Annotated in this window: 16 protein-coding genes; 11 read left to right on the top strand and 5 right to left on the bottom strand. The window is 61.1% G+C overall.

What is annotated here, in order from left to right; translation table 11 throughout:
* Nucleotides 1-47 precede the first annotated feature (47 nt).
* From CK227_RS15080 to CK227_RS15050, 7 genes are all read left to right on the top strand, one after another.
* On the top strand, nucleotides 48-1,112 hold the full coding sequence (locus tag CK227_RS15080) for an ABC transporter permease (protein WP_095774131.1): 1,065 nt from the start codon (nucleotides 48-50) through the stop codon (nucleotides 1,110-1,112).
* Between the two features lie 15 nt (nucleotides 1,113-1,127).
* Entirely contained in the window at nucleotides 1,128-1,886 is a 759-nt protein-coding gene (locus tag CK227_RS15075) for an ATP-binding cassette domain-containing protein (RefSeq protein WP_210248230.1), read from the top strand.
* Between the two features lie 164 nt (nucleotides 1,887-2,050).
* Nucleotides 2,051-3,142 carry a fatty acid desaturase gene (locus tag CK227_RS15070; protein ID WP_095774133.1) on the top strand — a complete coding sequence of 364 codons (1,092 nt, stop codon included), beginning with the start codon at nucleotides 2,051-2,053 and terminating at the stop codon, nucleotides 3,140-3,142.
* Between the two features lie 119 nt (nucleotides 3,143-3,261).
* Nucleotides 3,262-4,452 (top strand): Gfo/Idh/MocA family oxidoreductase, encoded by a 1,191-nt coding sequence (locus CK227_RS15065; protein WP_095774134.1) that lies wholly within the window; start codon nucleotides 3,262-3,264, stop codon nucleotides 4,450-4,452.
* Nucleotides 4,453-4,512: 60 nt separating this feature from the next.
* A complete protein-coding gene (locus tag CK227_RS15060; RefSeq protein ID WP_095774135.1) occupies nucleotides 4,513-5,631 on the top strand; it encodes a Gfo/Idh/MocA family oxidoreductase in 1,119 nt (372 codons plus the stop codon).
* A 537-nt stretch (nucleotides 5,632-6,168) separates the two neighbouring features.
* Nucleotides 6,169-7,080: a myo-inosose-2 dehydratase gene (gene iolE, locus CK227_RS15055; RefSeq protein WP_095774136.1), complete on the top strand. Its 912-nt coding sequence runs from the start codon at nucleotides 6,169-6,171 to the stop codon at nucleotides 7,078-7,080.
* A 308-nt stretch (nucleotides 7,081-7,388) separates the two neighbouring features.
* Nucleotides 7,389-8,387 (top strand): Gfo/Idh/MocA family oxidoreductase, encoded by a 999-nt coding sequence (locus CK227_RS15050; RefSeq protein ID WP_095774137.1) that lies wholly within the window; start codon nucleotides 7,389-7,391, stop codon nucleotides 8,385-8,387.
* A gap of 264 nt (nucleotides 8,388-8,651) precedes the next feature.
* Here the strand turns inward: CK227_RS15050 and CK227_RS15045 are convergent, their stop codons facing one another.
* Nucleotides 8,652-9,596 carry a Gfo/Idh/MocA family oxidoreductase gene (locus tag CK227_RS15045; protein WP_095774138.1) on the bottom strand — a complete coding sequence of 315 codons (945 nt, stop codon included), beginning with the start codon at nucleotides 9,594-9,596 and terminating at the stop codon, nucleotides 8,652-8,654.
* A 173-nt stretch (nucleotides 9,597-9,769) separates the two neighbouring features.
* Here CK227_RS15045 and CK227_RS15040 point away from each other — a divergent pair, with 173 nt between their 5' ends.
* From CK227_RS15040 to CK227_RS15025, 4 genes are all read left to right on the top strand, one after another.
* Nucleotides 9,770-11,284 (top strand): PLP-dependent aminotransferase family protein, encoded by a 1,515-nt coding sequence (locus CK227_RS15040; protein ID WP_245318186.1) that lies wholly within the window; start codon nucleotides 9,770-9,772, stop codon nucleotides 11,282-11,284.
* Nucleotides 11,285-11,414: 130 nt separating this feature from the next.
* Nucleotides 11,415-12,497 (top strand): fatty acid desaturase family protein, encoded by a 1,083-nt coding sequence (locus tag CK227_RS15035; protein ID WP_095774140.1) that lies wholly within the window; start codon nucleotides 11,415-11,417, stop codon nucleotides 12,495-12,497.
* Nucleotides 12,498-12,533: 36 nt separating this feature from the next.
* Complete coding sequence (locus CK227_RS15030; protein ID WP_095774265.1) at nucleotides 12,534-12,851, top strand: MocE family 2Fe-2S type ferredoxin; 318 nt, start codon at nucleotides 12,534-12,536, stop codon at nucleotides 12,849-12,851.
* A gap of 371 nt (nucleotides 12,852-13,222) precedes the next feature.
* Entirely contained in the window at nucleotides 13,223-14,467 is a 1,245-nt protein-coding gene (locus CK227_RS15025; protein WP_095774141.1) for an aminotransferase class I/II-fold pyridoxal phosphate-dependent enzyme, read from the top strand.
* Here the strand turns inward: CK227_RS15025 and CK227_RS15020 are convergent.
* From CK227_RS15020 to CK227_RS15005, 4 genes are all read right to left on the bottom strand, one after another.
* Entirely contained in the window at nucleotides 14,464-15,867 is a 1,404-nt protein-coding gene (locus tag CK227_RS15020; protein ID WP_095774266.1) for a PLP-dependent aminotransferase family protein, read from the bottom strand. The two genes, CK227_RS15025 and CK227_RS15020, sit on opposite strands and share 4 nt — an antisense overlap.
* Before the next feature lie 59 nt (nucleotides 15,868-15,926).
* Nucleotides 15,927-16,133, bottom strand: coding sequence for a LacI family DNA-binding transcriptional regulator (locus CK227_RS15015; protein ID WP_095774142.1), 207 nt, complete (start codon nucleotides 16,131-16,133; stop codon nucleotides 15,927-15,929).
* A 262-nt stretch (nucleotides 16,134-16,395) separates the two neighbouring features.
* A complete protein-coding gene (locus tag CK227_RS15010; protein ID WP_095774143.1) occupies nucleotides 16,396-17,211 on the bottom strand; it encodes an ATP-binding cassette domain-containing protein in 816 nt (271 codons plus the stop codon).
* Nucleotides 17,208-18,323, bottom strand: coding sequence for an ABC transporter permease (locus CK227_RS15005; RefSeq protein ID WP_095774267.1), 1,116 nt, complete (start codon nucleotides 18,321-18,323; stop codon nucleotides 17,208-17,210). Before CK227_RS15005 ends, CK227_RS15010 begins: the two co-directional genes overlap by 4 nt.
* Between the last annotated feature and the right edge of the window lie 116 nt (nucleotides 18,324-18,439).

The raw sequence follows: 18,439 nt of genomic DNA, 5'->3' as shown, positions 1-18,439 counted from the left end.
GCCCTTGCGGCCGCCGGCGCCAAAATCCCGTCCAAGGTGAGGGCAAGATGACACTGAGCCAGTCCGACCATATTCGAAAGGCCATCGCGGCGCGGGCCAACCGCCCGCTGACCGTCAAGCTCGGCGACTGGATACGCGATCGCCCCGAAGGCGGCATTGCGGTCATGTTCATCCTGGTGCAGATCGTGTGCATCATCGCCGCCCTGATATTCCCGGACACCTTTCGCTACCTGGTGCCGGCCAACATCTCTGTCACGCTGAAGTCGATCGCCGTGCCCGGCATCATGGCGCTGGGCGTCGGCATCCTGATGATCGCGGGTGAGTACGACCTTTCGGTGGGCGCGCAATATTCGCTGCTGTCGATCATTTGCGCCGAGGTCTCGAACCATTTCATGGGCGACATCGCCGCCGATCCCAGCAGCGCGCTTGCGCCCTTCATGGGCATGGCGTTCGCTTTGGCTCTGGGCGTGCTGATCGGCATCGTGCACGCCTTCATCACCTTGAAGTTCAACATACCTTCGTTCATCACCACGCTGGGCGGCATGCTGTTTTGGAAGGGCACGACGCTGTTTGTTCATGGCTCATCGGCGCTGCGCTTCAAGCCGACCGAACCCTTCGCCACCCTGTTTGGTGGAGAAGTCGGCGTCGTCCATGCCTCGATGATCTGGTTTCTCGTCTTCGCCGTGATCTTTTACTTTCTCCTGCATCATCATCGGCTGGGCAATCACTTCTTCGCCGTCGGCGGCAACCGCAACGCCGCCGTCGCCATCGGCATCAATCCGGTGCGTACCAAGACCGTCGCGTTCGCGTTGGCTGGGTTCATGGCCGCCTTCTCTGGTATCGTGGCGGCGTCTCGCGTCGGCTCCATTCAGCCAGGCGGCGGCTTGGGCATGGAATTGCAGACAATCGCGGCTTGCGTGATCGGCGGCTTCGCCCTGACCGGCGGCCGCGGTTCCATCCTGGGCATTGTGCTGGGAACCGCTTTGGTTTTCACCATTCAGGATGTTTTGCTGCTGCTGCGGGCGCCAGCCTTCTATTTCGACATGTTCGTGGGTGCCCTGATTGTGCTGGCGGTGGTCATGAACACCGCGGTCCGTCGGGTGCGAGGCTGAGGAAGGAAGATGAGTATGCTGAGCAAGGCAGACGCCGACACCGGCACACCGCTCTATGAAGCGCGCAACATCGTCAAGAAATACGGTTCGTTCCTCGCCCTCGACAACATGAATTTCCATATCGGCAGCAACGAGGTCGTGGGACTTCTGGGCGACAATGGCGCTGGCAAATCGACCCTGGTCAAGATGATTTCCGGCATCAATCCTCCGACCTCGGGTGAGATCTACGTCGGCGGCAAGAAGACGGAAATACGCAACCGCGCGGCCTCGGAGGCCGCCGGTATCGAAACCATCTACCAGGACATTGCCCTGGTCGACTCCATGTCCATAAGCCGCAACATTTTCATGGGGCGTGAATTGACCAGGCGCTTCGGCTTCATGGATCACAGGGCAATGCGCGACAAAGCGATCGATATCCTTGGCAGTGCGGTGCAGATCTCTGGCATCGATGACCCCGACAAAGAGGTCGGCTTCCTGTCGGGCGGCCAGAAGCAGGCGGTTGCGATTGCGCGCGCTGTCCACTTCAAACGCAACATCCTTTTGCTCGACGAGCCGACCTCTGCGCTGTCGGTCCGCGAGACCGAGCATCTTCTAGCCTATGTACGCGAGCTGAAACGCGACGGCACGTCCAGCGTCCTGGTCACTCACAACCTCTACCACGCCTATATGGTCTGCGATCGTTTCGTTGTGATGAGCCACGGGACCAAGGTCTTCGAAGCCGCCAAGAAGGACACAACCATTGAAGAACTGACGGATCATGTGATCCGCACATGAGCACGCCGTCGCGGCGTCATACGGCGCGGGCACAACCAGCGTGCCGCAATTCAATGGTTTCGCCAAGATGGATTTTGGCAAGGGGTAAACGGCTCGGATGACCGTGGCAGCAGCCGGCAGAAATGCGCGGAGCGTCTTGGGATCACGCCCTGGGAGTATGCGACATGGGCAAGACACTGAAGGACTATGGACTGAAGGGCATCAACTCCGCGGCCGCTGTAGCCGGCGGGTTGGCTGGTGCGCAGTGGTACGCCTCGCCAATTCCTCGCAAGGACATGAAGGAGCTGATGAAACGCGCCGACGGACCTGCGGTTCGCGACACACTGATCTGGTTTGCAATTCTGGGTGCGAGCGGAACAGCGCTTTACATGACATGGGGCTCGCTGTGGGCGATACCCGCGCTTTTGACCTACAGCATATTCTATGGATCGTGCGGAGACTCCCGCTGGCACGAATGCGGGCACGGGACCGCATTCAAAACGCGTTGGCTAAACGTCGCGGTCTACCATCTGGCTTCGTTCATGATCCTGCGCAACGGCACACTGTGGCGCTGGAGCCATAGCCGCCACCATACAGACACCATCGTGGTCGGACGCGACCCGGAAATCGCCCTGACAAGGCCGCCAAATCTGACAGGCGCATTCCTCGATCTGCTTTACCTCAAGACCGGATTTTCCGAGCTCCGCAAGCTGGCGCGGCATTTCTTCGGCGTAATGACCGCAGAGGAAAAGGACTTCGTGCCTGAGACAGAGCGCTGGAAGATATTTCTTGAGGCCAGGCTGCAGGCGCTCCTGCTCGCGGCCATGGTCGTGTGGGCGGTTGCGATCAAAAGCTGGCTCCCGCTGATGTTGGTCGGCCTGCCAACTTTCTTCGGTGCTTGGCTCGACGTTGTTGTTTTCGGATACACCCAGCATGCCGGGCTGGCGGAAGACGTGATCGACCATCGGCTGAATACACGCACGGTTCGTCTCAATCCGCTGTTCCGGTTCATTTATTGGAACATGAACTTCCACCTGGAACATCACATGTTCCCGATGGTGCCCTACCACGCTCTTCCGAAGCTGCACGAAATGATGAAAGACGACTGTCCCGCTCCTTATCCAAACCTGTGGGCGGCATGGAAAGAGATTGCTCCCGCGTTGTGGCGACAGCGACGAGACCCAACCTACTTTGTCCTTCGCACCCTGCCGCCGAGCGCTCGTCCTGTCGCCCAATTCGCGTCGCTAAACGCGTCGCCGGATGGTGCCGCGGCGTGACGAGGATCAGCGGTCGCCAGATTTGAGGTTCAAACCCGGGCCCGTAGGTCGCCGGGCTGACAAGCAACAGGGCCAGCGTCCTTGTGACGTGGCTCGCCCCATCAGGAGGAAACCGATAAATGAGTCTTGTCGCATCCGATGAAACGCGATTTCCACCGATCACACGCCGGCTCAGGCTGGGCTTCGTCGGCGGCGGGCGCGGCGCCCTGATCGGCCAGGTTCACGCGATGGGCGCGCGGCTCTCCAATCGATGGCAAGCGGTGGCCGGCGCCCTTTCGTCCGACCCGGAAATAGCCCTGGCCTCCGGCCGCGACTGGCTGCTCGAGCGCGTATACACTGACTATAACGAGATGGCACAGCGCGAGGCGACCCTTGCGGACGGCATCGAGGCGGTGGTCATCTCGACGCCCAACTGGACCCACAAGAACATCGCCGAGGCCTTTTTGAAGAAGGGCATCGACGTGATCTGCGACAAGCCGCTCACCACGACGGTCGAGGACGCGCTGGAACTTGTCAGGCTGCAGAAGGACACAGGCCTTGTCGTTGGCGTCACCTATCCCTACACCTCGCACGCCATGGTCAGACAGGCGCGCGAGCTTGTGTTGGCGGGCGAACTCGGCCGTGTGCGGCAAATCCATGTCGAGTACATGCAGGATTGGGCAACCGAACCGGATGATCCGAACTTCAAGGGAGCCCGATGGCGCCGGGACCCCCAGCGCATGGGTCGTGCCTCGGCGACCAATGACATAGGCACGCATGCTTTCCATCTCGCCCACTTCGTTACAGGCTTGGAGATGGTCCAGTGCCGGGCCGAGTTTCATGTGTGCGGTGCGCCCAAGGCGATGGAAGATACCGCCTTCGTGCAAACTCGCTATGAGGGAGGCGTGCCCGGAACGCTCTGGGTCACGCAGGCTGCTCCAGGCAATTATTGCGGGCTCAGGATCAGGGTCTATGGCGACAAAGCAGGACTTGAATGGGATCAGGAGAAGCCGGAATTTCTCCGTTTCAACAGACTGAACCAGCCAGAGACCGTGTTCGTACGCGGACACGGCGCGGGGATGGTGACGCAAGCCGAGCGTCTCATCACCATGCCACGTGGTCATCCCGAGGCGCTTTCGGATGCCTGGGCCAACCTATACACCGAGTTTGCCATCGCCATCGAAGCCCGCCGCAACGGAAAGTCCGTACCTGCGGGCCTGCTGAACTACCCAAGCGTCGCCGACGGCGCGCGCGGGGTCAAGTTCGTCGATGCCTGCGCCGACAGCCATGAGGCGGGCAGTGTATGGCGCGACTGCACGATCGTGATCTGACCACGCCCGCTCCCCGAGAACACACGGCCGGCCGCCGCGACAAAGACAAAGGACACTGCAATGCGACTGGGATTGGGCCTGATTGGTTCAGGCTTCATGGGCAGGACCCATGCGTTCGGTTTTACCGCTGTAAATCACGTCTTCGATCTTCCCATCAAGGTCGATCGGGTGGTGCTGGCCGACGTCGACGGCGACCGCGCCAGGGATGCGGCGGCCGCCCTCGGTTTTCTCGGCTACACCGGAAACTGGAGGGAACTTATGACAATGGGCGATGTCCATATCGTGGACATCACCGCGCCCAACATTCTTCACAAGGAAATGGCATTGGCCGCGATCGCGGCAGGCAAGCACGTCTATTGCGAAAAGCCGCTTGCTCCGAGCGCTTCGGAGGCACTGGAAATGACGCTCGCCGCGGAGGCGGCTGGCGTCGTCACGGCCGTTGGCTTCAATTACTTGAAGAATCCAATGCTGAAGCTCGCCAAGGAGATAATCGAGAGTGGCGAAATCGGCGAGGTGCGATCCTTCAACGGCATCCACGCGGAAGACTACATGGCGGATGCGCAGGCGCCGTGGACGTGGCGGCTCGACCCGGCTGGCGGTGGCGGCGCGCTGGCAGATCTCGGCAGCCATGTCGTGGCGACAGCGCGCTATTTGGTTGGTCCGATCGCCCAGGTGCTGGGTGATCTCAGAACCGTCATAACAGAGCGCCCCGTAGCGCCAGGATCGAAGACACAGCGCAAGGTCGAGGTGGAAGACATTGGCCGCGCTTTTGTCCGTTTCGAGAACGGAGCTACCGGCTGCATCCAGGCCAATTGGATCGAGACCGGCCGCAAGATGCAGCACGACTTCGCTATCTCGGGCTCAAGGGGTGGAATAGCCTTCAGTCAGGAGCGCTTCAATGAGCTCGATCTGTATCTCACGTCAGACGTGCAAGGCCGCAGCGGCTTCCGGAAGATATTCGCCGGACCCGCGCACGAGCCGTACGGTGCGTTTTGCGTCGCGCCCGGCCACCAGATCGGCTTCAATGATCTCAAGACCATTGAAGTGTGCGATTTCCTGCGAGCGGTCTCTGGCGAAAAAGTTGGTCATGCGGGCTTCCGGGAGGGGCTGGAGGTGCAGCGCACCGTCGAAGCGATCTACCGCTCGGCTAAGGCTGGGACCTGGCGCGATGTCGAATGAGTGTCGGTCGAGCGTGAATTTTGTTGCAACGTCATTCGCGACCCCACGCGAAGCGGGTGCCCGCCAAAACCGTGGCAAGTGCCTAGCTCTCAATCGGTTTGCGGTCGCCCCAAGGCGACGAAGCAGATCACTGTCTTATTGAGCCGCCGCGACAGACGCATCTTATCGTGGGTTACTTTTTTGCCCCGCACAGAAGAAGAGTGGCGGCGCCGAAGATGACCCTACGATCATGCCCAGGTTTTCCTGCCGGCCAAGGACCATGGTTTGCGGCGATGCCTGAGCGCGCATGGCGCCTCTCGTTCACGAAGCAGCGATCGCATACTGCCGACAAGCGGTCCTTAAAAGTAAGTCAGAATTGGTTCTCACGAAAGAGCCAATCCTCGTCTAGACATGCGTCGTCGTGAACGCATCCGCGCTCCAGTCTAACGGAGCAGCCTGACGTTCGAAGCCGCCGATATCGAGCTGTAGTGCTTCTCCGGAGCACCGCACCGGGATCAAGGTGCGGAGAAGACCGCAAATTCGAAAAGGAAACTTTTAGTGTCTGTTAAAATTGCCATCAACCCGATTACCTGGACCAATGACGACGTGCCCGAGCTCGGCGGTGACACGCCGCTTGAGCAGTGCCTTTCCGAGATCCGCCAGGCCGGGTATGCCGGCACCGAACTGGGCGGGAAATACCCGCGCGAGAGTGCAGCACTGAAAGCGGTGCTCGCAGCTCATCAACTCGAACTCGCCGCCGGCTGGTGGGATGGCCGCCTCTACGAACGCGATGTCGAGACAGAGTTTGAAGCTATTCTGGCGCACCTGACGCTACTCAAGGATCTTGGCGCCAAACACGCCGTCTATGCTGACACCTCGATGGGGCGCCACGACGGCATTTGGCAGCCAATCTCGAAACGGCCGCGACTTCGCGATGAGGAATGGAAAGGATATGGCCGCAAGCTTACCGAACTTGCAGAACGCATGGCGCAATTCGGCGTCGGATTGGCCTACCATCACCATATGGGCACGGTCGTCGAGACGGATGAGGAAGTCGACCGACTCATGTCGGTCACCGGAGCACCCGTCGGCCTCCTGTTCGACAGTGGTCACAGTGCGTTCAGTGGCGGAGATCCCGTGGCACTCTGCGCCCGTCATGCCGAACGCATTGTGCACGTGCACTGCAAGGACGTGCGTATCGGCGTCCTTCGCCAGGCCCGAGAGCGGGATCTCAGTTTCATGGACGCCGTTCTGGAGGGAATCTTCACAGTTCCCGGCGATGGCGGCGTCGATTTCCCCTCCATCCTGAAATCCCTGGCCGATGCCGGCTACAGCGGCTGGCTGGTTGTAGAGGCCGAACAGGATCCTAAGAAGGCGCACCCACTGACATATGCCAAGATGGGTCATGAAAATCTCGCGCGCATGGCTGCTGCAGGCGGGTTGCTGTTGGCGTCTACAAACAAGGATTGACTACCCGGCATCGGGCAAAGGGTTCACCCGCAGCGGCTTCATCCTCCCAAGGCGGCGGGGCGGGGGGCGACACGTTAAGGAGCGTGTCGCCCCTACCGGGAGAGGGGAAGGCCGGTGAGAAGGCAGTTGCGTGCGCCGAACACACGCAGGCGGCCAACCTGTTTCTTCTGATGTCAGTTGCTCGGCCCGCGCAGACACCGGATGCCCTACCAACCGGCGATACCGGGACGCATCGGAAATCGCCAAATCATATTGGATCCGAGGCCGCGTCTGGCGGCACGGAAGCTGCTCAAGCGGGAGGAAACCACATGGATCCGGTGCGCTGGGGAATACTGGGTACGGCCGCCATCGCCGTGGACAAAGTCATCCCGTCGATGTCGTCTGCTGGAGGGCTGGAGATTGTAGCGGTCGCCTCGCGCGATGCGGACAGGGCGCGGGACATAGCAACCCGTTTTGGAATAGGACGCAGCTACGGATCGTATGACGGCATCCTGGCAGACCCGGAAATCGAAGCCGTCTATATTCCCCTGCCCAACCACCTCCATGTGCATTGGGCGATCCGGGCCGCTGAGGCGGGCAAGCACGTCTTGTGCGAGAAGCCGCTGGCTTTGGACGTCGACGAACTCAGGCGCCTTATCGATTGCCGGGACCGAACCGGCAAGCGAATCCAGGAGGCTGTGATGATCCGCGCGCATCCCCAGTGGGATGAAATTCTGCGCCTCGTCGCTTCAGGCGAAATCGGGGAAGTGCGCGCCGTGCAGGCGGTGTTCACCGAAATCAATCTCGATCCCAAAAGCATTGTGAACAACGCCGCATATGGAGGCGGGGCTTTATACGACCTTGGCGTTTACCCTATCGCGGTCGCCAGGATGCTCTTCGATAGCGAGCCAGAGCGCGCGTTTGCCGTCATCGACTTCGATCCGGTTTTCGGCATCGACAGGCTGACGAGCGCCGTCCTCGTATTCCCGGGAGGGCATCAGGCGACCTTTACGGTTTCCACACAGCTGGCAATCCGCCACAGTGTCCAGATCTTTGGCAGCCTGAAGTCGATCAGCATCGGCGATCCTTTCAATCCCGCCCCTGATGAGTATTGCAAGATCGTTTTGAACGACGGCAGCAATCTGGCCGCAGCCGAGACGAGGCTTGTTGGGCCGGCCGATCAGTATCGTCTCCAGGCGGAACGGTTTAGTGCGGCCATACGCTCCGGAGCACCCTTGTCAATCGAGCTCGAATGGTCACTGGGCGCTACGAAGGTGCTCATGGCGATCCAGCGTTCGGCTGAAAGCGGCAAATGGGCGCCCGTCTGAGGACTTGTCCGCACCGCGCCAAAAACAGAATTGCGTCGGCGTGTGCAAGCAGCGGTAGGCTCACGTGGTCTACATCATAGTCCCTTGACCAGTCGCGTTCTTGGCCAAGAACCGGCATAAGGGCCGGCAATATGGCCCCGCCAGCACACTCGCAGATCGGCATGGGATCAGTTGGCACGGGTTGCGCCCTGACGGCCAGAACAGTCCGGAAATCACCTCGCGCGACCGTGAGGTAATTCCTTTCAAGATTTGCGGCCCAAACCGTCAGTTCGCTTTTTGTCTGGCAAGTTCGCGCGACAGCTCTTCGGTTGCGGCTTCAGCGATCGCCAGGGCGGCGACAGCATCTTTGGCGCTCGCCCCTTGTGATGCGCCTCCTTGGGCAGCCTGAACAAAATCCTCAAGCTGGGCGCGCAGGGCATTCAGGAAGACTGGTTCTCCATCAGGGGGCCAGAAGAAGCGGGATTCTGCGAAACTCGAGGTGCCGAACACCTGCGTCCAGCAAGCATCCCCTGGCGGGAATCGACGCCCGAGCGAAACGAGGCCCGTGCCACCGTCCGACAAATTGCACAGCAGTTGCACCGCGTCGGGATCAACTTCCACTTTTCCTGCGAAAGTGGTCTTCGAGGCAGCGACGCGGAAGTTGGTCGGTTCCTGACCGGTTAGCCAACGCAGCTGATCAAATTCATGAACACCCATGTCGATGAACGCTCCGCCCCCGGTGGCTCGAAATGATGCTCCTGGGGGTGCTTCATCCCATTGGAAGCACGCTACGAGGTAGAGGTCGCCCAGCCGTCCAGCGTGGATATCATCTCGAAGCCGCTTCAGCTCCGGAACGAACCGTCGCCAATATCCTATCTGCAAATGCACATTGAAATGCTCCGCCACCTCGGCTGCCGTTCGAGCTTCGTGTGCAGTGAGGCCGCAGGGCTTTTCGCAAAGGATAGGCAAGCGCCGTGCCGCAATTTCTGCGACTGTATGGACATGTGTCTTGCTGGGGGTCGCGATAAGAATGCCGTCGACCTCGCCGGCATCTATCATGTCCCTGGCGGATTCATATGTCTTGATCCCGCTGCCCGCCAAGCTGAGGCGAGTGGCGGCAACCGGATCGGCGACAGCGGCAATCTCGACGAGCGAGCTTTCAGCGGCAGCGCGAAGATGGACCTGGCCCATTCGGCCAGCGCCAATCAAACCAATACGGAATCTGCCCATAGTTAATCCAGTGGTTAGAGTCTAGAATTGGTAGATTCAAAGCCGTTTGCCGGAGCAAGACGCAGCTTCCCTCTACTGTGGGGTGTGCCGGGGCATTACTTGCCCACGCCGCAGATTGAAGGGATACTGGCTTAACTGAAAGAGCAGCTTTCCACGAATCGGACGGAACCAATTTGGCCAAGCGACGCAGCCCCTTCTCCTCGGATATGCTTGTCCTCGAACGAGACGCGGACCTGCCCATGCACCGGCAGCTTTACGACAAGCTGCGTGCAGAAATACTGGCTGGCCATCTGAAGGCTGACACACGTCTCCCGCCCACCCGGTTGATGGCCGAGGATCTCGGCGTCAGCCGCAACACCGTGATCACCACCTACGACACCCTTCTCGCAGAGGGGTACCTGGAATCACGTTCAGGATCAGGGACTTGGGTCGCGACACTGCCGGCGGACGCCGTCGCGGCGCGCAACTTGGTCGGCAGTGCTGGCGCACCGTCCCTCTCCTTGCGCGGTACAAGAATGGCCAATCAACCGCGAGACCGGACGATCCCTGATCACATCGCCTTCCATCCCGGATATCCCGAAATCAAAGGGTTTCCGTTTTCGACGTGGGCGCGGCTGCTCAAACGGCATGCCCGTTACTCCCATGAAGACCTCTATGGCTACCATTGGGTCGCCGGCCTTCCGCGTCTGCAGGTCGCGATAGCCGAATATCTGCGGGGCTCACGGGGTGTGGAGTGCAACCCCGAGCAGGTGCTTGTGGTCAACGGCGCGCAAGCTGCCCTCGACATTCTTGCTCGTATGCTCGTCGATGACGGCGATGTCTGCTGGCTGGAGGAGCCCGGCTACATTGGGGCGCAAAACGCGCTGCAGAGCGCGGGTGCAAGACTGGTGCCGCTACCGGTCGGGTCTGAGGGCTGGTCGCTGGACGAGGAAGCCCGGCCAGCGCCACGCCTGATCTTTGTCACGCCATCTTGCCAGTGGCCGCTCGGCTGCGTCATGCGCATGGAAGACAGGCTGCGGCTTCTCCAGATAGCCGAAAGGCACGACGCCTGGATCGTCGAGGACGATTACGACAGCGAATATCGCTTCCGCGGACGGCCGATCCCGGCGATGCAGGGCTTGGATAAATCTGGTCGCGTCATCTACCTCGGTACGTTTGCCAAGACGCTCTTCCCCTCGCTCAGGATCGGCTTCATCGTTGTCCCGCCGCAGCTTGTCGACGGTTTCAAGCGAGTTGCCAGCAACACCGGCCATTGTCCTTCCCTCCTGCTGCAAGCCGCACTCGCGGATTTCATCAGCGAAGGCTACTTCGCAACGCATCTTCGCCGGATGCGCCGCCTCTATGCTGAGCGACAGAAGGTGTTCGTCGATTTGTGCCGCCATCATCTCGCTGACTGGCTCACCGTCGAGGAGAACGACGCGGGCATGCAACTTGTTGGGCGCTTTACGCGGGGGTTTGACGATGAGGCATTGTGGCAACTGGCGCAAAAGCAGGGCGTGGATTTCTCACCCCTGTCGCGGCAGTTCTTCAGTAGCCCGCCCCAGCAAGGCGCCATATTGGGTTACGCCGGCATCGACTTGAAGACGATGCGCGAGGCGATCCTTTCGCTGCGTGCCGCTTTCGTAAACCTCGACAACAAAGGCGCGTCAGGCCAACTGTCGAAGTCGGCGTCACCGCGTCGCCGGTGACGCCGAGCTCCCCGAGCCGGCCGGCCCATCAAGAGCAAAAGCGGTCCGCTCCAAAAACAGAAGATCGGCCCTGACGAAGGGACCACCGATGCTTTAACGTCGTCCGTCAGCACTCAGACGGAGGCGTACGATGGTTCCAACGCGGAGAGATTACAGCCTGCTTGGCCGTGATTCCCGAGCTGCTGTTGAGAGCGGGCTTGCTGCGGCCGAGTGGTATCACACCGATGTTCAGCGCCAGAAAATCAAGGAGCTGATGCGACGCGAGGATGGCAGCGCCATCCGGGACACGGCCATTTGGCTCGGCGGCCTGGTGCTTTTTGGCAGTCTTGGTGTCGCTTTTTGGGGCAGTTGGTGGTCGGTGCCTTTTTTTCTCGCCTACGGCGTGCTCTACGGCTCGGCCTCCGACAGTCGCTGGCACGAATGTGGTCACGGCACCGCCTTCAAGACAAGGTGGATGAACGATGTCGTATACCAGATTGCCTGCTTTATGATTATGCGCAATCCGGTGACATGGCGATGGAGCCACGCGCGCCATCACACCGACACAGTGGTCGTCGGCCGCGATCCAGAGATCGCCGTCATGCGGCCGCCAGACCTCATCCGGCTTGTCCTCGACGTCTTCGGCGTCGTTGACGCCTGGCATGCGACCAAAGACATGCTGCGCAACGCGGCGGGCATCGTCTCAGCCGAAGAGAAGACGTTCATTCCGGAGTCCGAGCAGGGCAAGGTCGTGCGCGCCGCCCGGATATGGATGATCATCTATGCAGCCACAGTCGCGCTGTCGATATGGCTCAACTCCATCCTGCCGCTGCTGCTGATTGGTCTTCCGCGCCTGTACGGCGCCTGGCACGCGATGATGACAGGCCTGCTTCAGCACGGGGGGCTGGCGGATAACGTCACTGACCACCGGCTCAACAGCCGCACGGTCTATATGAATCCCATCAGCCGCTTCATCTACTGGAACATGAATTACCACGTCGAGCACCACATGTTCCCCATGGTGCCTTACCACGCGTTGCCGCGGCTGCATGCGCTCATCAAGCATGACCTGCCTGCACCCAACAAATCGATCATGGACGGCTATCGCGAGATGGTCCCGGCCTTGCTGCGCCAGTTGCGCTACGAGGATTACTTCCTCAAGCGCGAATTGCCGCCGACGGCCAAGCCCTATCGCGAAGACTTCCTGATTCAGCACGTCATTGCCGCCGAATAATGGGCAGCCGACGACACAAACCGAATGGAGCTGGCCATGAGCCAAGACTGGGTCGAAGTGTGCGAAGCCAACGGAATCGATGCGGAAGACGTTATCCGTTTCGACCACCAAGGACGCACCTTTGCCATCTATCGCAGTCCCGATGATGACTATTTCGCAACCGACGGTTTGTGCACCCACGAGCAAGTTCATCTCGCGAATGGCCTCGTCATGGATGACATCATCGAATGTCCTAAGCACAACGGTCGCTTCAACTACAAGACCGGCGAAGCCAAGGGCGTGCCGGTCTGCGTCAATCTCAAGACCTATCCGGTAAAGATCGAGGGCGGGAACGTCTTCATCGCGATTGCCTGAGCACGAGGCCTGCCGTGTGACGCGCCAGTCAAGACAACGCTACGTAAAGAGCGGATCGCGGGGACGCTTCCATGATCAGCATTCGAACATGCTCTGATCATCACGCTCGGGATCATGCTACGACGAACGCCGCGTCCTGGGCAGAGCCGGGATCGTGTGGTTGATCACGCGTCCGACATCTCGGGCGCGCGGGTTTGGATTGCAATCTGTGTTCGATGACCTGCCGCTTGCTCAATTGGAGCGATCGCGGGCCGATAGCCAATGTGCTGGAGCGCACCATGGTGGTTTGGTCAGATCGCCGCGGAGTGGTTCTTTCATCCTGCGCCGGCGCGCGTACATCTATTCGCACAATCATGCGACGGAGACCTGCCATGTACACCGCCGGCGAAGAAGAGATCGAAGCCATTGCCAGGGTGATCCGCTCGGGCGCGCTGTTTCGCTATGGCGACAACAGTGAATGCGACCGCTTCGAGGCCCGTTATGCCAGGCATCTCGGCGTCGAGCATTTCGCGCTGGCCGCCAGCGGCACTTATGGGCTTGCCGCCGGCCTGATCGGGCTCGGCATCGGTCCGGGCGACGAGGTGCTGGTGCCGGCGCATACCTATATGGCCACCGCGACCGCGGTGCTGTCGGTCGGCGCCATTCCGGTCATCGTCGATATCGACGAGAGCCTGACCATCGATCCCATCGCTTTGCGCGATGCCATCGGGCCGCGCACCAGGGCGGTCATCCCCGTCCATATGTGGGGTGCTGCCTGCAACATGAACGCCATCATGGACATCGCCAAGAAGCGTGGCCTCCTGGTGCTGGAAGACGTCTGCCAGGGCATTGGCGGCGGCTATGAGGGCAGGAAGCTCGGCTCGATCGGCCATGCCGGCGCCTACTCCTTCAACTACTTCAAGAACATGACTTCGGGCGAGGGCGGCGGCATCGCCACCAGCGATCCGAAGGTGGCCGAGCGGGCGCGCTGCGCTATCGATCCTTGCCATTTCTACTGGCAGGGCCGCAGCGACAGCATCAAGCCGTTCGCCGGCATCGGCGCACGGGCGTCGGAACTGATGGGGGCGATGCTCAATGTCCAGCTCGACCGTCTCGACGGCATCATCGAGGCGATGCGGGCCGAGAAGAAGAAGGTGCTGGCCGGTACGAAGCATCTTGGCAACCTCGGCCTGACGCCGTCGCCGATGAACAGCCCGGACGATGATTGCGCAGCGCAGGTGATGTATCTGCTCCCGAGCGAACAGGCCGCTCAGGTGTTTTCGAAGACCATTCCAAGTGTCATCGCGGGCAAGACCGGCCGCCACAACTTTACCCAGTGGGACCAGGTTCTGATGCATGAAGGCGCCCACCATCCGGCGCTCAATCCTTATGCACTGCCGGAAAACAAGGGCCTGCGGATGGACTATGCTGACGATCTCGGCAAGGGCTCGCTCGCCATTCTCAACCGCACGGTGATGATCGCCATGAACCCGGCGCATGGCGACGCCGATATCGACGACATGATCCACAATATCGGTGCGGCCGCGCGGGTGGCGCTGGAAAATGCGTCGCTGGACGGGGTCGAACTGCGCAAGGCGCCACCGGTTGATCTGCAGAAATTCGACAGTGGGAACTAGCTCCTGTCCAATTTGATAAAAGCGGCGCGCAGCGCCAGTACGGCACGCAGGATCTGTCGTTCATCCATCGCCGCATAGCCAAGCAGCAGGCCGTGCTCCGGTTCGCTGATATGGTAATTGATGGAAATGCCTTGTACGTCGAGCCCTTGGCTGAGGGCGGCCGCGACCACGTCGCTGTCCTTGTAGGGGCGCTTGAAACTTGCCAGCAGCTGCATGCCGGAATCGTTTTCCGACACGCTGATCCACTCGGCGAGATGGTCCTGGCAGAGTTTGACGAAATTTGCCTGGCGGCATGCATAGAGCCGACGCATGCGCTTGAGATGGGTGGCGAAATACCCCTGCGTGATGAAGTCGTTCACCGTTGCCTGCAAGATGAGCGGCGCGAACTGGCCGGTGATCGAAACGGCGCGATCGAAAGGCACGGAAAGTTCGCGTGGCACGATGAGGTAGCCGATACGCAACGCCGGGATCAGCGTCTTGCCGAAGCTGCCAATATAGACGACCCGGTTGGCGTGGTCGAGCCCGCGCAGCGCTGCCACCGGCCGGCCACGAAACCGGAACTCGCCGTCAAAGTCGTCCTCGACGATCCAGGCGCCGTGTTGCTCGGCAATGTCGAGCAGCTGCAGCCGCTCCTCGATGCGCATGATGGTGCCGAACGGCCATTGGCAGGAGGGCGTCACATAAATCATCCGCGGCGGCGGCAGGTCCGGATCGTCAAGAGTCCAGCCGCGCCGCGATACTTTGAGCGGTGCCAGCCTGGCGCCACCAGCAAGGAAGGCGCTCCTAGCACCGAGATAGCCGGGCTCTTCCATCCAAACGTGGTCGCCTTCGTCGATCAATACGCGCGAGACCAGGTCAAGTGCAGCCTGCGCGCCGGTGACGATAATCACCTGGTCGGCGCTGCAGTTGATGCCGCGCGACAGGCTGATGTTTGAGGCAATGGTCTGGCGCAGGCCGGGATGGCCGGCAAAGGAGAGATAGCCGAGCAGGTTTTCATCACAGCTGCGGGCGTTGCGCACCAGAAGGCTCGACCAGATGCTGAATGGAAAGGAGGCCGTCTCCGGCACGCCGGGATGGAAATTGATGACGCCAGCATTGCGCGGCGGCTGCGGCCCGTTGACGATGGTCTGGCCGCGCCGCGACAGTTTCTGCGGTGCGCCGAGTTCCGCGCGCTGCAACGCCAATGGCCGGTCGCGCTGGATAGGCGCCACCCAGGTGCCCGATCCCGCGCGGGCCTCGATGAAACCCTCGACCAAAAGCTGGTCATAGGCGGCGATCACAGTGTTGCGGCCGACCCTCAAATCCTCCGCCAGCGAGCGCGTCGAAGGCAATAATGTGTTTTGCGAGATCTTGCCATCGAGGATAAAGCGCCGTAGGGCACCGTAAATCTGCCGGTGCATCGGTTCTTCCAGGCTGCGGTCGACCGACATAATGTCCAAGGACAGGCGCATCTGACGGCCTAGCCTGCGATATGACGCGCCGCGCGGGCGATCTTTTCTTCGTTAAGCCGACAGACCGTGTCGAGCACCAACCGTCTGGTTTTGGGCCGAACCTCGCGGCTGTTTTTCAAGGCGCGGTGTACGGTGGTCGTGCCGAGCTCGGACCTGTCGGCGATCTCCCGGATTGTGCACAGCCGTTCCACGCCGAGCGCGGGTTCGAAAACCATGTTACTGCTCCATCCTCATCAAGGCAGGGTTCGCCGTTGGCTCCAAGGTCGAAAACGGCCGGCCCTTTTACAAAACTGCGATCGGCACCGATGACACCAGTGCGGCGCTGGTCGCGCGGCATTTTCGATCCGACCACGGGCAGATTATGTGCACCAACCTGCGCAACCAGGTCGGCCCAGACGCCGCCGCGGCCGATCCGCTCAGCCGAGATCTCTTTGTTGTTGGAGACCATCATGTTGCGGCTCTTGCTTCGGCGCGGGATCATTGTGCTGCCCTGGGCGGCCGGTTGCCGATCTGCGCGAGCAAGCCCGCAATTTCCGCCTCGACCGCCTTCAGATCCTCGCCGCCCGACATGATCGAGATGACTTCGTCGCGCGAAATCTCCGACTTGGCATAGGTGCCGCGATTGCGGCCACGGTTGAGCAGCGTGAAGGTGTCACCGACCGGATAGGCATGGTGGATGTTGTGGCTGATGAAGATGACGGCTAGGCCCCGCATGCGCGCCTCGATGATGAATTTCAGCACCATCGCCGCCTGATGCACGCCGAGTGCCGAGGTCGGCTCGTCGAGGATCAGCACTTTGGCGCCGAAATGCACGGCGCGGGCGATGGCGACGGACTGGCGCTCGCCGCCCGACAGCGTGCCGACGGCTTGGGTGGGGTCGCGCACGTCGATCCCGATATCGGCCATCGCTTGCCTGGCGATGGTGTTGGCGCGCTCCTTGTCGATGCGTGACAAGGGCAGGCTGCTCTTGGTCGGCTCGCGGCCGAGGAAGAAGTTGCGGGTGATCGACATCAGCGAGATCATGCCGAGGTCCTGGAAGACGGTGGCGACGCCGAGATCCTGCGCGTCGCGCGGGCTACGGAAGGCGACCGGCTTGCCATCGACGAATATCTCGCCCTTGGTCGGCCGGTGCACGCCCGACAGCACCTTGATCAGCGTCGACTTGCCGGCGCCGTTGTCGCCGAGCAGGCAGTGCACCTCGCCCGGATAGACCTTGATATCGATATCCTGCAGCGCGCGCACGGAACCGAAATTGACCGAGACACCGCGCAGTTCCATGGCTGGGTTCGTCATTTGCTGCCTCCACGTCCCAACGCCTTGAGGCGGATGTAGTTGTTGACCAGCACCGCCACGAGGATGACGATGCCGAGGAACACCTTGAACCAGTCGGTGTCGATGCCGGTGTAGAAGATGCCCATCTGCACCAGGCCGAAGATCAACGCGCCGAACAGCACGCCATAGACGGTGCCGTAGCCGCCGGTGAGCAGCACGCCGCCGATGACCGCGGCGATGATCGCCTCGAATTCCTTGAGCAGACCGCGCGTGGTGTCGGCGGAGCCGGCCTCCATCACCTGAATGGTGGCCAGCAAGGTTGCCGCGCAGGCGGTGTAGATGAAGAGGCTGATCTTAACCTTGTCGACCGGCACGCCGACATTGCGGGCGGCGATCAGGTCGCCACCGGTGGCGGAGATCCAGCTGCCATATTTGGTCTGCGTCAGTATATAGCCGGCGATCGCTGTGAGACCGAGCCACCAAACGATCGACATTGGAATGCCGACGACGAAAGGAATGCCGTCGTTGCGCGTAGCTATCCAGCCTTGCGTGCCCATCCAATGGAAAAGGCTGGTGAGCAGATGACCATTGAACAGGCCTGCGGTGCCAGGGTCCGGCGCACCGTCGACGATGTAGGGGATTTGCGTGCGGCCGGTGACGGCGCGGGTGATGCCGATCGACAGGCCGCGCAGGATGTAGAGCGAGGCCAGCGTGACGATGAAGGAGGGCAGGCGGGTCTTCACCACGATCAGGCCGTTGACGTAGCCGGTGAGGATGGCGACCGCGAAGGCGCAGGCGATGCCGCCCCACAGCGGCAGGCCCCAATATTTCACCGTCAGGCCGATGACGACGCCGGCGAAGCCGACCATCGAGCCGACCGAAAGATCGAATTCGCCGGCGATGATGAGGAGTGCTGCCGCGGTGGCGATGATGCCAAGCTCGGCCGACAGCGTCAGGAAGGTCATCGACCCCTGCAGCGAATAAAGGTTCGACGCACCCGGCAGCAGGGCGAAGATGATGATGGTGGCGATCAGCCCGCCGGCGGCGCCCGCTTCTGGCCGGCGCAGCCATTGAGTGAGCCAGCCAGTGCTGGCCAGCCGCTCGTCGGCGCCGGCCGCCCGCTTCGACGTCATGCCGAAACGGTCCTTGACTGAAGCTTCCGAAGGTATCGCTTTGTCTTCAACGACAGCCATTAGATTCTCCCTTTGTTGGGTCGCAAAATCGACGGGACCCGGAGAGCGCTTGCGCA

The sequence above is a fragment of the Mesorhizobium sp. WSM4308 genome (genome assembly GCF_002294905.1).
GTDB lineage: Bacteria > Pseudomonadota > Alphaproteobacteria > Rhizobiales > Rhizobiaceae > Mesorhizobium.
This window is presented reverse-complemented; position numbering and strand designations above follow the sequence as displayed.